The sequence below is a fragment of the Salsuginibacillus kocurii DSM 18087 genome (assembly GCF_000377705.1).
Classification (GTDB): Bacteria; Bacillota; Bacilli; order Bacillales; family Marinococcaceae; genus Salsuginibacillus; species Salsuginibacillus kocurii.
In genome coordinates this window covers 86,391-101,979 of the sequence record NZ_KB898631.1, presented here as the reverse complement: position 1 = coordinate 101,979, position 15,589 = coordinate 86,391, and the positions used below count along the sequence as shown (strand labels likewise).

The following is a 15,589-nucleotide window of genomic DNA, read 5'->3' as shown; positions in this document are numbered from 1 at the left end:
ACTATCAGTAGGAAAAAGCGCTGAGTGAAAAATGATGAAAACATATGTTAGCTGGAGAAATACGTGAAGATATCAGTCATTTAGAGGAGGAATTACTGTTGGCTAATTATAAAATAGGAGTAGTGGGGGCAGGCAATATGGGCGCCGGTATTGCTCAAAAATTGGCTCAAGAAGAATTAGACGTAATTTTAGTAGATATGAATGACGAGAAAGTCCAAAAAGGATTAGAGACTATAAGTTCTACTCTTACAGAAGGGGTGGAACGCGGTATATTTACTGAAGAACAAAAAACAGAAACGTTGAATAGAATTTATGCTACTTCTAAATTCGATGATTTAACAAGCGTAGATTTAGTTATAGAAGCAGTCTTTGAAGATTTGAAAGTAAAAGGAAGTCTCTTTCAAAAGCTTGATGATCTTTGTGAAAGTAAGACAATTTTTGCTACAAATACCTCCAGCTTGTTCGTCAAAGATATTGCCCAATTTACCCAGCGGCCTGATCGCTTTATAGGTATGCATTATTTCTATCATCCTGCCAAAAATAGACTTGTAGAAGTGATTCCACACGAAAACACAAGTAAAGAAACGATTGAAAAGACGATGTTAATAGGGAAACTTCACAATAAAACGTGCATTCTGGTAAAAGATTCCCCCGGTTTTGCTGTGAACAGATATTTTGTTCCTTTTTTAAATGAGTCTGTGCATTTGTTAGAAGAAGGAGTCGCAAATATTCCTACAATAGACGCAGCAGCGAAAGAAGCCTTTGAAATTGGGATGGGACCATTTGAATTAATGAATGTAACCGGCCTGCCTATTGCTGAGCACTCTTCTTCCTATTTGTCGAAAGAAATTAGTGAGTTTTATGCACCAGCAGCTTTACTCAAAGAAAAAGTAAATAATAATGATAATTGGCCTCTCGAGGGAGAAATAGTAGAACAACATTTCCCTTTCATTAAAAAAAGGTTGTTTGCTACGGTGTTTGGAATCGCCGCTTCACAAGTAGATGAAGGGGTCGCAAGTATTGAGGACACAGATATCGGTGCAAAAGTCGGTCTGAAATGGAAGCTTGGCCCGTTTGAGTTAATGAATAAATATGGATTAGAAGAAGCTTATGAGGCAGTAGAAGAGTTGAATGAGAGTCGAGTCGGCTTCCATGACTCTAGTTTGTTAAAAGAACAGGCTCAAAAAAACCAACCTTTTTCTTTTCAATTTATTCAAACAGAAATAAAAAATGGTATTGCTTATCTGACGATCAATCGACCGGAAGCAATGAATGCTCTCAATCCAGTCGTAGTGGAGCAGTTAGAACAAGCATTTGATCAAGCAGAAAGCAGCGACAAAGTAAAAGGTATTGCTATCCAGGGAGCGGGAAAAAGCTTTGTTGCTGGAGCTGACATTAACTTCTTTATAGACTGCATTGAGAATAATCAAATAGAAAAAAATGTAGCTTTTACTAGAAAAGGACATTATTTATTTCGAAAACTGGAGACCTCAAATAAAGTGACTGTTGCTGTTCTAGATGGACTTTCCCTTGGAGGGGGAAGCGAACTGGCACTTGCATGTCAGCATATTGTCGCAACAAACCAGGGTTCGTTAGCTTTTCCCGAAAGCGGTTTAGGTATTTATCCTGGACTTGGTGGTATGCTTCGCATGAATCATCAAATAGGGGAAGAATTAACCAAATACTTTGTTATGACTGGAAAAACGATCCGAGCGAATACTGCGCTTGAATTACAGCTTGTTTCGGATGTAGTGGAAATGGAAGATATCGAAGCGACAATTGAGACTATTGTGGAAAAAGGAACAGAAGATAAATACAAAGAAAGAGAAATTCCAGCCTCACTTGATTCCTTAATCGAAGCATTTTCTGAAGAGAATGTACAAAAAATGTTAAACGGGGAAAAACCGAAAAACGTCGATCCTGAATTGGCAGAAAAGCTAGTGAAAATACTGTCCTATAAAGGGCCAATTGCATTAAAAACCATTAATGATCTAATAAATAAACAAGTGTCTGATTCAATTGAAGAAGGAATTGAACTTGAACTAGATTATCTAATGAGTATTTTTAAAACTCAAGACGCGTTGAACGGCTTGGTCGCTTCAACTACTGGAAGCAGACCTGAATTTGTAGGGGAGGGCAAAAAAGTATGAGCTTGTTAAATAATGCATACATCCCCTATGGTGGTTATTATTCAACCCCATTTTGCAAGTGGCAGGGAAGTTTACAACACGTAAACTCTATCGAACTGGGCGCCAAAAGCAGCAAACAATGGTTTGATTCGACAGGGATTGACCCAAATAAAGCGTTGGATTATATGTATCTGGGGATAACCGTAGGTCAGAAAAGCGTCTTCTACGGCGCATCATGGGCATCGAGCATGATGGGGGCATCAGATGTTCCTGGACAGACAGTTATGCACGCTTGTGCTACATCCACCACTTCCTTATATAACGCTGCAGTCTCAGTAGAAGTCGGCGCTATGGAAAGTGCATACTGTTTGTTAACAGATAGATGCTCCAATGGACCTCATACCGTTTGGCCTGACCCCAAAGGTCCAGGAGGGCAGGTCATATCAGAGAATTGGAACTTAGACAATATGGCAGCAGATCCATCTACCGGAAAGAGTATGCTCATGACGGCTGAAAAGGTAGCAGCAGAAAATGGATTTACAAAAGAAGAAGCTGACGAACTAACGTGGCGCAGGTACGAACAATATAAGGATGCAATAAAAAATGACTTTGCATTTCAAAAAAGATACATGATACCTGTTGAAGTCTCAGAGGGTAAGCGAAAAACGAAAGTAGTAGCTGCGGATGAAGGCGTGACAGAGACGTCAATGGAGGCGCTGCAAGGTTTATCTACTACAATAGAGAATGGGATTGTCTCCCTTGGTGGACAAACTCACCCTGCTGATGGTAATGCTGGTATTATGGTAACTTCAAAAGAATATGCCAAACGATTAAGTACAGAACCAATCTCTATAAAAATCATTTCTTATGGGTATGCTAGAGCTGAAAAAGCAACGATGCCGGCAGCACCAGTACCTGCAGTTAAGATGGCATTGAATAAAGCTGAAGTAGAAATCAAGGATATTACAACAGTTAAAAGCCATAACCCTTTTATTGTAAATGATTTATATTTAGGAAAAGCCCTAAATATAGATCCATTTCACTTTAATAATTATGGAAGCTCCTTAGTATTTGGACATCCACAAGCACCAACTGTAGGACGCCTTTTAATAGAAGCCATTGAAGAAACAGTTGATAAAGGTGGAGGATACGCATTAGTAACTGGCTGTGCTGCTGGAGATAATGGAGCAGCTATTGTTTTAAAAATAGGTTAATATATTAAAAGTGGGAAAACTGTTGAGGAAACTCAGCAGTTTTTTAATTTTTATAAATGTTAATAAAATTCCGATCAACAGTTCTACATAAAAGAAAACTAAATCGTTGTACAAAAGATAAAAAAATATACTTATAGTAAGCGGTTTCAAAAATATATACAAGGCTCATGAAGTTAGCACTAAACAAAAAGGAAGGTGTGAAAATGGAAACTGTGCAAGATAAGGAGTCAGTACATGACTTACTGGAATTAACAGTGAAGGAGTATGGTGACAGGGAAGCTATGTATGATCAAATCAGTCGGCTTTCTTACGAAGAACTTTTAGAACAAAGTAATAAAGTTGCGCAGGGGATGAAGGATTTAGGGGTTACTAAAGGAGATAAAGTGGGGGTTTGTTTACCTAATTGGAATGAAACGGTCATCGTGTTTTTTGCGAGTGCTATGCTTGGTGCTGTAGTAGTACCATTTAATACAATGTATCGTTCCCACGAGATCGAATTTATTTTAAAAGATGCTGAACCAAAAGCATTATATGTATCCGAACAAATTTTAGAAAATGGAAATGTAGAAACGATTGCAGAATTAGTTCCATCTATTGTATCAGTACGTTTTGAAAATGAGCTGATGATATCTTTTCGAGAGTTGCTGCAATCAAACGATGGAAAAGAAGTGAAAAAAGAGGTTGTTGATGCATCAAAAGATTTGTTGTGCATTTTATATACGTCAGGAACAACCGGCAGGCCAAAAGGTGTCATGATTACTCATCAAAGTGTTTCGAAGTGCGCATTAGCGGTAGTTGAAGAGATGCAGTGTACCGACAAAGACGTGTTTTTAGTCCCTGCTCCTTTATTTCATATCTTTGGAATTGCTTGCAATTTAATAGCAGCTGTTGGTGCCGGAGCACGGATGGTGCTTATGGAAAAATTTAAGCCTAGACAGGCGCTTGAGCTTATTGAACAGGAGCAAGTTACTGTTCAGCAAGGTGTCCCTACCATGTTTTTGAAAGAAATAGAAGTAGATGGATTTGAGCAGTATAATTTGTCTTCACTGCGCACGGGGATGGTTGGGGCAGCTCCTATCTCCCCTGAACAAATGAAAAAAATTCGTAAAAAAATGAACTTTCACTTATGTCAATCTTTCGGCTCTAGTGAAACAAGTGGTGGAGTAACGATTAATAAAATAAATGATGATGAAACTGAAATATTAGAAACGGTAGGAAAACCATTTCAAGGTATTCAATTAAAAATTGTAGATGAACAAAGAGAAAAGCTTCCGGTTGGTTACACCGGTGAAATTGCTGTAAATAGCTTTGGCAATATGAAAGGTTACTATAAAATGCCTGTAAAAACGGCAGAGATCCTCGACAACGAAGGTTGGTATTATACGGGCGACTTAGGTGCTATAGATGAGCGTGGCAATTTACGATTAGTAGGTCGAGTAAAAGAAATGATTGTACGTGGGGGATTTAATATATACCCACAAGAAATAGAAGCACTACTTCATAAGCATGACAGCATTTCGACTGCAGCAGTTATTGGGCTTCCTGATGAGACATTAGGAGAAGTCGTATGTGCGGTCATTCAGCTGCGCTTAGGAGAAAAGATGACAGAAGCGGAAGTGAAGGACTACGTCTCCGCTCACTTGGCGGTTTATAAAACTCCAGCATCTATTATCTTTACTGATCATCTACCAATGACGGCTAGTGGAAAAATCCAAAAAGGAAAACTACGTGAGCAAATCAGTGGCCAATATTGAAAGCGCTTAACAAACATTATTAAGGGGGATGAACTGTGGAGAAAGATAATAGTAAAGGGAAAGTACAACCCCATTGGAAGCTTGGAAACTATCAACTTCGTTTACCTTTTATCCATCATAGACTAGAAATACCAGAGCTAATTCAAGGGGTAGTTATATTTGCCATTGGTTTAAGCATGGTGGAGATCATGACGGGGCCGCTCGGAATTTCGTATGCAGCGGCGATTACGATTGTGATATTTGGTCAATTTTTTATGCTCATTCCACCTATGCTTGGCGTACCATTTGTACCAGGTTTTATCACTCCATTGATTCCTGTTTTGATCGTTTTCCTTGGTGACTATCAACCAGGTACAGAAGCCTTGCAAGCATTAATAGCACTGCAGCTATTGGTAGCATTTATTTTCTTAATATTTGGACTTACTGGACTAGGGAGAGTATTTGTTACTAAACTGCCAATTTCCTTAAAAGCTGGTATATTAATTGGTGCAGGGATCACGGCTATAATGACAGAGATTGAATCAGGGGGAAGGCTTTATGAAACTCCCATTTCTCTAATAGCCGGCGGTATTTTATGTTTGTATATTATGTTTTCACGATCTTTCCGAGGTCTTCAAGCAAAAAGTAAAGGTATACGCTTTATAGCAAGCTATGGCATCATGCCATCGATTATTATTGCAATAATCATTGGTTGGGCTATAGCAGAATATCCTTCTCCAGATATAGAATGGGGAATAACCGTGCCTTCCCTAAACGAAATGTGGAATGTGACTCCGTTTGTTGTTGGTTTTCCAACGTGGGAAATATTTTTGGCAGCTATACCGACGGCCATTTTAGCTTACATCATTTCGTATGGAGACATTATCGTAGGTGAAAAGCTAATTGAAAGGTCCAGTAAATTTAGACCAGATGAAAAAATTGAATATGATTCTAATCAATTGCACATGCTTACTTTTTTTAGAAATTTCTGTCATGCATTATTCTTCCCCCACCCTGGATTAGCAGGACCTATATTTACAGCGGGAACAGCCTCCGTTGCAGAAAGGTATACTTTTGGAAGAAGTGCAATGCAATCGATTTTTTCAGGTACAAATTCATTAATCATTTCACTGTCATTAGTTATTTTCATTCTACCTTTGGTCACCTTATTTCAACCATTTTTACCTATAGCACTTTCTATTACCCTTATCTTGACTGGATATTTATGTATTACGGTAGGTATTCAACAGTTGAAAAACGAAACAGAAATCGGAGTTGCTGGAGTCATGGGTATTGTGCTTGCGGTCCATGGAGCAGCATATGGTCTTGTAGTAGGGTTGGTACTTTATCTTCTATTGCAAAAAGAAAATTTGTTTTCTAAAGACAAATCTGAAGAGGCAAATCAAGAAGAGGAGAAAGAAGCTGTTTAATAATGAATACCACTATCAGCTTACTGTTTCCTAAATCGTTTTGCTAGCTTCCAAGTTGAAGTCAGTTGGCAAAGCGGTGAAAGATAAAAGATCCTGGGGATATGAAAGTAAGCTGAAGTGAACCGCATTTTAAGAAGCGACTCCAAACGATTCTAGACAGGAGTCGCTTTATCTGTGTTTTTTAACGTTTTGTTTAATTGCATGACTCTGATTTTATAATTATCAGTCTAAGTGTTATTACATTTTTAATTGGCATATCATCAATCTACTTTAAATATCATTTTCCAAATACTTATTTCACCATGTTCTTTTCCGACCATAGCTACGGTTTTTTCTTTCCTCTTCAGAATCTGAGCAGACAGGTGAAGAACTAAATAGCGTAGTAGTAACAGGCGAGGTAGGGGATGACTACAGAACGTCAATCTTGTATTTAAGACCAAAAGAGGAAGTGGATCATGAGGAAATGGTGAGCACGGTGCAAGAGGAGATTGTACCTTACGTCACCGGTGAAAGTTAGAGAGAGGCATTCGTAGAAGGAAGGAAAGCTGTTGAGTTCCGTGCTTATTTGTTTTCATTTTTACTTTTCATCTCGTCGGGTAGTTTGGTGTATGAGATTAGAAGAATGCAGGGAGAGTAAGAAATAAAGAAAAGTAATACAGCATAGAGGCTCAGTCGATATTGGGCACCTATCCAAATGTTAAAAGAAGTGATTCTTTGCCATATGCTCATTTTTTATGTTTGGAACAATTTCCTTGAGTAATCTTATTTTATCCTAATATTGTATATAAGTTTGAGTAAACAGTATTAGCTATTCTTTTAGGAATTGTTGCAATAATTTGCGCAGGCAGATTCGTAGAAGGCGTTTATGACTTGAAGCGGAAAATTAAACAGAGTGCAATATTACATAGGTTGATTGACACCGGGATAACAAATACCGCGCTCTAATGTAGAGCACGGTATTTGTTAGGTGATCTAGTTACTATTCGTCGATTGGCAGCGGTGCTTCAGGTGATACTAGGTTTTGTTCACGAAGCTCGTGCCAGAATGCAGCTGGAATATCAGCATTTATGGCATTTATATTCTCCGGGATTCGTTCCGGACGTGTGGTGCCTGGTATTACCGCTGCGACGGCTGGATGAGCAGCAGAGAACTGAAGGGCAGCAGAGATAAGGTCCACTTGATGACGCTCTGCTATCTGATTCATGCGCTCTACTTGAGACGTCACCTCTGAAGATGCTTCTTGATATTTATAATGAGAGCCGCCTGCTATGATACCCGATCCATAAGGTGCACCGACGACAATGCTGATTCCTTGTTCTTCAGCTGTCGGCATCAGACGCTGCAGGGCATGTTCGTGGTCGAGCAGCGTATAGCGGGTCGCCTGCAGGTTAATGCCAGGGTTTGCTTCTTCTAGATCAAGCGCTATTTCAATTGGTTCGGTCGTGTTTACCCCGAGGCCCCAATCGTTAATAACGCCTTCTTTTTTAAGACGGGCTAGTTCGCGGAAAGCACCAGTTCTCGCTTCTTCAAATTTCGCAAGCCATTCATCACCTTGAAAATCTGGAGAGATATCATGAACATAAACGAAATCTAAGCGGTCTGTTTGCAGCCGTTCCAGGCTTTGCTCAATGGAACGGAGCGTACCGTCTGCCGTGTAATCATCTGTCACCTTATTTTTACGGCCAAACTCGAACAGTCCCTCTTTCTCTTCCGTTTCATCCTCAACGACACGCCCGACTTTCGTACTTAAGACATAATCGTCACGATTGTGTTGCGATAACACTTCTCCGAGTCGAAGTTCAGCTAAACCTGCGCCGTAGAACGGAGCGGTGTCAAAATAGCGTATACCATGTTCCCAGGCAGCTTCAACGGTAGCCTTCGCTTCCTTTTCCGGAATATCTCGAAACATATTACCTAACGGCGCTGTGCCGAAACCAAGTTTACTCTCTTGTTTCAAATTTATCATGTGGATCCATCCTCCTTCGAAATGAACTCATATCTGCTGCATGAATAGATGTAATAACTTCCAAGCCTTGAAATAAATGTAGCAAGTATTTTAAGGACTCATCCTTCTTTATTAACCGTTTTTAATGGAAAATAAACCTCTGGGCCTTGGCGTGGTCATGCTTTGTAAAACAACAAAGGAAGTAGCATGGCAGTTGTGGGTAAAGAACCGCAGCTTTAAGAAAACTAAGGACTAGAAGTGATTATTCTTTCTCTTGTTTGCTTGACGATAGGTGGGAATGGAGACAGGTTGATAGCGCAAATATTGCATGACAACTGCTGCAGGAAGAATATAGCCAATCATAGCTTCTAGCACGGCAAACACTTTGGCTAACCCAAAGGGGCTAATATCTCCATACCCGACTGAAAATAAAGTGACTGCGCTAAAGTAAAAAGGCTTCACTAAGTAATTTAGTGGAGGGTGCTCAAAGTATTCACTTGTGTGGCCATAATGGTCAATGAGCTTACCAAGGTTGGTTACATCTAACACGATATAAATGATACCAAACAATATAGCAATCGTTCCATATAAAAGCACTAATATGAATAAGAAATAAATCATTCGTTGTTTATCAATGAGTGAAAATCGAAACATGTTCTTCTCCTAACCGAAAAGGTTTATGTACAACCTTATGAGATAATAGGTGAGAAAATGCTTGGGCTCAAGGGAAGCAGAAGGATATGACCTTAAAGTTTCCTCAAGAGGTCAGGTTTTGTCGTGGTGCTTAGGAACATCTAATCTCAGGAAATCCATACAGTTAAGATAAGAAAAGCGGACAGTTTTTTAAAACATTCAAATATTTATTTGACTATTATAATGTAAATGGCATATTATAATAATCAAACGAACATTTGAATGATTGGAGGAGGTTTATTACATGGCTGCTCAAGATCAATGTGATGTTTTCTGTTATGACGAAGAGAAGGTAAATCGATTAAAACAGTCGATGCCTGCTGATGATATACAAGGAATGGCGCATATGTTCAAAGCGCTTGCCGACGCTACAAGAATGAAAATCGCGTATGCATTGAGCCAAGAGGAGGAGTTGTGCGTATGTGATGTGGCCCATATTATCGGAGCTACTACCGCTACAGCTTCTCACCACCTGCGTTTGTTAAGAAATATGGGGTTGGCCAAGTATCGCAAAGAAGGGAAGTTAGTTTTTTATTCCTTAGATGATGAACACATCAAACAGCTCATTGTTATGGCCTATGAGCATACTAAAGAAAAAAGTGGAACGTGATAAAAATGGATGAGAAGAAAACGTACTACGTGCAAGGGTTCACCTGAGCGGATTGTGCTGCTCAGTTTGAGCAGAAGGTACAGGAACTGCCAAGTGTTCAAAATGCGAAGGTTAATTTTTCGGCAGCGAAATTAACTATAGAAGGAGACCCTTCGATAGATGAACTAGAGAGAGCGGGGGCTTTTGAAAATTTACAGGTGCGAGAGGAAAATGAAGCCATGACTCGGGTGCCGCTCTGGAGAAATCAAAGAGCTATCCGAACGTTACTTTCAGGCTTTTTGCTCGTTTTCGGTTTGATTCTTTATGTTGTATACGGTGGGGAAAGTGCGCTGCCTGTTGTCGCTTTTGCTGCTTCTATTGTGATTGGCGGCTTTACGTTATTTATTCAAGGATTGAAAAATCTTATTCGATTACGTTTTGATATGAAGACGTTAATGACAGTAGCAGTACTGGGAGCAGCAGGCATTGGAGAATGGGCAGAAGGGGCAGCTGTCGTTTTCTTTTTTGCGATTAGTGAATGGCTGGAGAACTATTCGATGGATAAAGCACGTCAGTCCATCCGCTCATTGATGGGAATTGCCCCTAGAGAAGCTATCGTTAGAAGAAATGATAAGCAAATGCTACTTTCAGTTGAAGACATTCAAATTGACGACATTATGTTAGTTAAGCCAGGCCAAAAAATTGCTATGGACGGTTATGTTATTAAAGGTCACTCCTCAGTTAACCAAGCGGCGATTACAGGGGAATCGATCCCGGTAACAAAGGTGGAGAATGATGAGATATTTGCCGGGACGTTAAATGAAGAAGGGCTGCTTGAAGTTAAAGTCACCAAAAAACAAGAAGATACGACGATTGCTAAAATTATTCATATGGTTGAAGAGGCCCAAGCCGAACGTGCCCCATCTCAAGCCTTCGTGGATCGTTTTTCGACGTATTACACCCCAGCTGTCATGGCTATTGCTTTGATTATGGTGACCGTTCCTCCTTTATTAATTGGAGGGGCGTGGGAAGAGTGGATCTACCGGGGGTTAGCACTTCTTGTTGTAGCTTGCCCATGTGCCTTGGTGATTTCTACTCCAGTTTCGATTGTGACAGCCATTGGCAAAGCAGCAAGAAATGGAGTGTTGATAAAAGGTGGTATTTATCTAGAAGAAGCTGGGTCGTTAGCGGCGATTGCTTTTGATAAAACAGGGACGCTGACAAGAGGCTTGCCTGAAGTAACAGATCGAATCACGTTAGCAGAAAATGACGAGGAAAATAGGATGGAATGGTTTACCATTGCTGCAGCCATAGAGCAAGGATCCCAGCACCCATTGGCGGCTGCAATTGTTCGTAAAGCAGAACAAGAAAACCTCGACCTGGCCGGTTATGAATTGGAAGAGTTTCAATCTATGACGGGGAAAGGAATTCAAGCGACGATTAACCAGTGCAGGTATTATGTAGGCAGCCCGGATTTTATGAAAGAACACGTGCCTGAAACGTTAAGTGAGGACCGTCTCACGTTGATTCGATCCTTACAGCAAGAAGGTAAAACGGTGATGCTCGTAGCGACAAACTCTATATTGCTCGGTTTGATTGCCGTTCGCGACGAGATCCGTAAAACGAGCCAAGATATTATTGAGAACCTGCATGATTTGGGAGTTACGAAGACAGTAATGTTAACAGGCGACAACACGTTAACAGCAACCGCGATTGGGAAGCAATTAGGGATCACAGAGGTAAAAGCTGATTTACTTCCTCAAGATAAATTAAACGTGATCAAACAACTAACAAAAGAAGAACAAAAGGTAGCGATGGTTGGAGATGGCATAAATGATGCTCCGGCTCTTGCAGCTTCTACCGTGGGAATAGCGATGGGAGGTGCTGGCACGGATACAGCCCTTGAAACGGCAGATGTTACCTTAATGGCTGATGACATTAGTAAGCTGCCTTTTACGATCCGGTTAAGCAGGAAAGCATTAAATGTGATCAAACAAAATATCGCATTTTCACTTGGCATTAAACTCATTGCGATATTCTTCATCATTTTAGGCTGGCTGCCATTATGGTTGGCGATATTAGCAGATGTCGGGGCCACGTTGCTCGTTACATTAAATGGGATGCGCCTGGCCAGAGTGAAAAAAGAGGGGAGATGATGACCCCCTCTTTTTGCTTTTTACAGCACTTTTTGATTAAAGATCGCTGGCCGTATCTTAGGGATTAAACGTTAATATTCTATTCCCGGCGCTTGACATACCTCAGGGGGTATAGTAAGTTTATAATCGCAGTAACAAAAAAATTTAACCTGTAATATACCCCTAGGGGTAAAAGGGGGATCATTATGAAAATTGCTACAAATTACACAATTGATGCTGAAGGGCTAGTTTGCCCGATGCCGATTGTGAAAACCAAGAAGATGATCGATGAGTTGTCGCCTGGAGAAGTACTCGAAATTCGGGCAACAGACCGCGGTTCGCTTGCTGATATGAAAGGTTGGGCCCAGACTACCGGCCACCAGTATTTAGGAACACAAGAGGAAGGTGAGGTGTTGATACACTACCTTCGCAAGTCAAACCCAGAGGAGGTTTCAGAAGTGGAAGCTTTTGAACAGGAGAGTTCAAATGAAGAACTAGAAGAATTTATAAACCACGAAAACGTAACGGTACTAGACGTAAGAGAGCCTGCCGAATATGCCTTTGGCCATGTGCCAGGTGCTCACTCTATTCCACTTGGGGAATTAAATGAGCGAATGGATGAATTAGATAAAGAACAAGAGATTTATGTCGTCTGTCGCACAGGCAATCGAAGCAATTTGGCAGCACATCAGTTAAAAGAAGCGGGATTCACTAAACTAGCGAACGTTGTACCTGGCATGAGCGAATGGGATGGACCAACGGAAACAAAGTAACCAACTAGAACAATTAAAGGAGGAAGAACAAGATGATTCAAGCTATGCAGGCAAAGGAAATTGCCCAAAAAGTTATGAACCAAGAGGAGCTATTTATCTTGGATGTTCGTAATACAGAGGATTATAACGACTGGAAGATTGAAGGGCGCTCAGTAGAAAGTATGAACAAGCCTTATTTTGAAATGTTAGACGGAGTAGAGGATGTAATTACACACTTGCCGGCAAATAGAGAACTCGTAGTCGTTTGTGCAAAAGAAGGCTCAGCAAAGTTTGTAGCCGAACAACTTGCTGAAAAGATGCAGCGCGAGATTTTTTACCTTGAAGGTGGCATGAAATCGTGGAGTGAACACCTCGAACCGGTGAAAATCGGAGACCTTGATGGGGGTGGGGAAGTCTACCAATTTGTTCGTCTTGGCAAAGGCTGCTTGTCTTATATTATAAGATCAGGGACAGAAGGAGCACTCATCGACCCTCTTCGCTTAACTGACCAATACGAGGCATTTGCCGAAGAAATTGGCGTTAACGTTTTACACTTAATTGATACGCATTTGCACGCTGATCATATTTCCGGCGGACGTAAACTTGCTGAAAAATACGGCGGTACGTATTATTTGCCACCAAAAGACGCTGAAGACGTGCAGTTTTCTTATACACCATTAGAAGATGGCAGGGTGGTGACATTCGGTGAAGACCAAGTGAACATTCGGGTCTTTTACAGCCCCGGGCATACCATCGGGAGTACTTCGCTCATTGTCAATGAAGAGTATTTATTTACTGGTGACATTTTGTTCCTCGATTCGATTGGACGCCCGGACCTAGCTGGCTTGGCTGAAGATTGGGTAGGTGACTTGCGGACTACCTTATATAGTCGCTACAAAGAATTGGACCAAAACTTGAAAGTACTGCCGGCCCACTTCTCAAAACTGCACGAACTTGATGAAACGGGACGGGTCGTTGCCCAGCTTGGCGATTTATATGAAGAGAATCACGGCTTGAACATTGAAGATGAACATGAATTCCGGCGCGTGGTAACTGAAAACTTGCCGCCGCAGCCAAACGCCTATCAGGAAATTCGCGAAACGAATATGGGGAAACGGACGCCAGATGGTGAAGAACAAACTGAAATGGAAATAGGCCCAAACCGTTGTTCCATATCTTAAACAACCTTGCTTGTACGATAATAACCGACTATAAAGGAGCGTTTTAAACATGGAAAGCCAAAAAGTACTAGATGCAAAAGGGCTCGCCTGTCCAATGCCCGTAGTTAAAACTAAAAAGGAAATGGATACCCTCTCAACAGGAGACATTTTAGAGATTCATGCTACAGACAGCGGCGCTGAATCAGACATGGCTGCGTGGGCGAAAACATCAGGCCATGAGCTCCTTCACCAAGAAAAAGAGGGCGACATTCTAAAGTTTTGGATTAAAAAGAAGTAAACATGGAAGTGAAGCTTGTAAAATACCAGGGGTACCCGCCGTGGTACTCCTATTTTTAGCCCTCACGTAAAAGAAACGAGAGGTTAGTTAAGAGGCAATTATGATTTCTAGGGATGGACATGATTGTGAAATACCGTGGGCGGTATTAAAAATATAGTGGTAGCCATTATTGGAACCATATGAAAAGAGGGAGAACAATGGGGACGTATGAAGAACCTTTAAAGCAACGTCTCAAACGGGCAGAGGGCCAGCTGCGGGGCGTACTGAAAATGATGGAAGAGGAAAAAGAGTGCAAAGAGGTAATAATGCAGCTCTCAGCAGCACGCTCAGCATTAGACCGGGCCACAGCAATGCTAGTAGCAACAAACCTTGAACAGTGTGTGCGAGAACAAGTCCAAGGGGAGGAAGATACTAAAGAAACGATAGAAGAAGCGATTCAAATGCTTGTTAAAAGTAGATAAATTCGTAAAGGAGAGGGAAGCAATGGATAAAAACGAACGTCTAACCATGATTGTGTTTGACGGTGATTTAGATAAAGCTATGGCCAGTTTTATAATTGCAACGGGAGCAGCAGCAATGGGAAAACAAGTGACAATGTTTTTCACATTTTGGGGGTTGAATGTTCTGCGGAAGGAAGAAGTGATTCATGCAAAAAAATCATTTATGGAAAAGATGTTTGCACGAATGATGCCGCGTGGCCCTAAAAAACTGGGGCTTTCAAATATGAATATGGCGGGCATGGGACCAAAGGTAATGAAAAGAATGATGAAAGAAAAAAATGTCTCCTCACTTGAGGAACTGATTGAAATGGCTCAGGACCTGGATGTAAAAATGGTGGCCTGTACGATGTCTATGGACGTAATGGGCTTACAGCAAGAGGAGTTAATTGATGGTTTAGAGTATGCAGGGGTCGCTTCGTATTTAGCCGAAGCAGATGAAGCGAACACGAATTTGTTTATTTAAAACGTAACCCATACGCCCAAGAGCATATGAAGTTTGTAAGCTACAGAAAGGGTGTACAAGTGTAACTGAAAAATAATAATTTTATATTTGTTTAATTTGATATACCGTACAGGGGTACTCTATAATGGAATGGAGAATATTGAAGGCCATTCTTAAGAGGGAGGAGAGAACAGATGGCAAAAGAAACAATTCAAGTTAAAGGAATGTCGTGCAGCCATTGTGTTTCGGCAGTTGAAGGAAGTGTAGGTAAACTTCAAGGTATTGACCAAGTTAAGGTTAATCTAGATCAAGGCATGGTCGACGTTGAGTATGAGGATAAGCAAGTGACACGAGACAAAATTATAGAAACGATAGAGGAACAAGGATATGATGTAGTTTTTTAAAACTCTATGTTTTTATAAGTCATGAGCCCGTTCTATATGAGATAGAGCGGGTTTTTTTGTGTGATCTCAGTGATTATCGATTAAGGGAGGTTTGATGTGCTTAATGTTTTTTACACTTTCTTCATTCTTTCTTCGAATTTGCGGATTAGAATGGGAGGTGAAAGA

General features: G+C 40.8%; 14 protein-coding genes. 12 read left to right on the top strand and 2 right to left on the bottom strand.

All coding sequences use genetic code 11. From position 1 onward, the window contains the following. Positions 1–98 precede the first annotated feature (98 nt). The 4 genes from D469_RS0115805 to D469_RS0115790 all read left to right on the top strand — a co-directional run bounded on the left by D469_RS0115805 (position 99) and on the right by D469_RS0115790 (position 6,506). Positions 99–2,150: a 3-hydroxyacyl-CoA dehydrogenase/enoyl-CoA hydratase family protein gene (locus tag D469_RS0115805; protein WP_018924369.1), complete on the top strand. Its 2,052-nt coding sequence runs from the start codon at positions 99–101 to the stop codon at positions 2,148–2,150. Continuing rightward, positions 2,147–3,343, top strand: coding sequence for a thiolase family protein (locus D469_RS0115800; protein WP_018924368.1), 1,197 nt, complete (start codon positions 2,147–2,149; stop codon positions 3,341–3,343). The genes D469_RS0115805 and D469_RS0115800 overlap by 4 nt, the downstream gene beginning before the upstream one ends. A 203-nt stretch (positions 3,344–3,546) precedes the next feature. Then, positions 3,547–5,097, top strand: a complete 1,551-nt coding sequence (locus D469_RS0115795; protein WP_018924367.1) for a class I adenylate-forming enzyme family protein — start codon at positions 3,547–3,549, stop codon at positions 5,095–5,097. Between the two features lie 35 nt (positions 5,098–5,132). Then, complete coding sequence (locus D469_RS0115790; protein ID WP_018924366.1) at positions 5,133–6,506, top strand: solute carrier family 23 protein; 1,374 nt, start codon at positions 5,133–5,135, stop codon at positions 6,504–6,506. Positions 6,507–7,485: 979 nt separating this feature from the next. Here D469_RS0115790 and D469_RS0115785 read toward each other — a convergent pair. Both D469_RS0115785 and D469_RS0115780 read right to left on the bottom strand, forming a co-directional pair. Continuing rightward, complete coding sequence (locus tag D469_RS0115785; protein ID WP_018924365.1) at positions 7,486–8,472, bottom strand: aldo/keto reductase; 987 nt, start codon at positions 8,470–8,472, stop codon at positions 7,486–7,488. A gap of 231 nt (positions 8,473–8,703) precedes the next feature. After that, the gene (locus tag D469_RS0115780) at positions 8,704–9,105 is read right to left on the bottom strand and encodes a potassium channel family protein (protein ID WP_018924364.1); all 402 of its coding nucleotides are present in this window, start codon (positions 9,103–9,105) and stop codon (positions 8,704–8,706) included. A gap of 283 nt (positions 9,106–9,388) precedes the next feature. Here D469_RS0115780 and D469_RS0115775 point away from each other — a divergent pair, with 283 nt between their 5' ends. The 8 genes from D469_RS0115775 (at position 9,389) to copZ (ending at position 15,424) form a co-directional block, all read left to right on the top strand. Then, the gene (locus D469_RS0115775; protein ID WP_018924363.1) at positions 9,389–9,754 is read left to right on the top strand and encodes an ArsR/SmtB family transcription factor; all 366 of its coding nucleotides are present in this window, start codon (positions 9,389–9,391) and stop codon (positions 9,752–9,754) included. A 5-nt stretch (positions 9,755–9,759) separates the two neighbouring features. Then, positions 9,760–11,889, top strand: a complete 2,130-nt coding sequence (locus D469_RS0115770) for a heavy metal translocating P-type ATPase (RefSeq protein WP_083910846.1) — start codon at positions 9,760–9,762, stop codon at positions 11,887–11,889. A 185-nt stretch (positions 11,890–12,074) separates the two neighbouring features. Then, on the top strand, positions 12,075–12,641 hold the full coding sequence (locus D469_RS0115765) for a sulfurtransferase TusA family protein (protein ID WP_018924361.1): 567 nt from the start codon (positions 12,075–12,077) through the stop codon (positions 12,639–12,641). Positions 12,642–12,673: 32 nt separating this feature from the next. After that, on the top strand, positions 12,674–13,801 hold the full coding sequence (locus tag D469_RS0115760) for an MBL fold metallo-hydrolase (protein WP_018924360.1): 1,128 nt from the start codon (positions 12,674–12,676) through the stop codon (positions 13,799–13,801). Between the two features lie 49 nt (positions 13,802–13,850). Continuing rightward, positions 13,851–14,078 carry a sulfurtransferase TusA family protein gene (locus tag D469_RS0115755; RefSeq protein WP_018924359.1) on the top strand — a complete coding sequence of 76 codons (228 nt, stop codon included), beginning with the start codon at positions 13,851–13,853 and terminating at the stop codon, positions 14,076–14,078. 197 nt (positions 14,079–14,275) lie between these two features. Continuing rightward, positions 14,276–14,539, top strand: coding sequence for a metal-sensing transcriptional repressor (locus D469_RS0115750; protein WP_018924358.1), 264 nt, complete (start codon positions 14,276–14,278; stop codon positions 14,537–14,539). Between the two features lie 22 nt (positions 14,540–14,561). Further along, the gene (locus tag D469_RS0115745; RefSeq protein ID WP_018924357.1) at positions 14,562–15,041 is read left to right on the top strand and encodes a DsrE/DsrF/DrsH-like family protein; all 480 of its coding nucleotides are present in this window, start codon (positions 14,562–14,564) and stop codon (positions 15,039–15,041) included. A gap of 173 nt (positions 15,042–15,214) precedes the next feature. Further along, positions 15,215–15,424, top strand: coding sequence for a copper chaperone CopZ (gene copZ, locus D469_RS0115740; protein WP_018924356.1), 210 nt, complete (start codon positions 15,215–15,217; stop codon positions 15,422–15,424). Positions 15,425–15,589 lie beyond the last annotated feature (165 nt).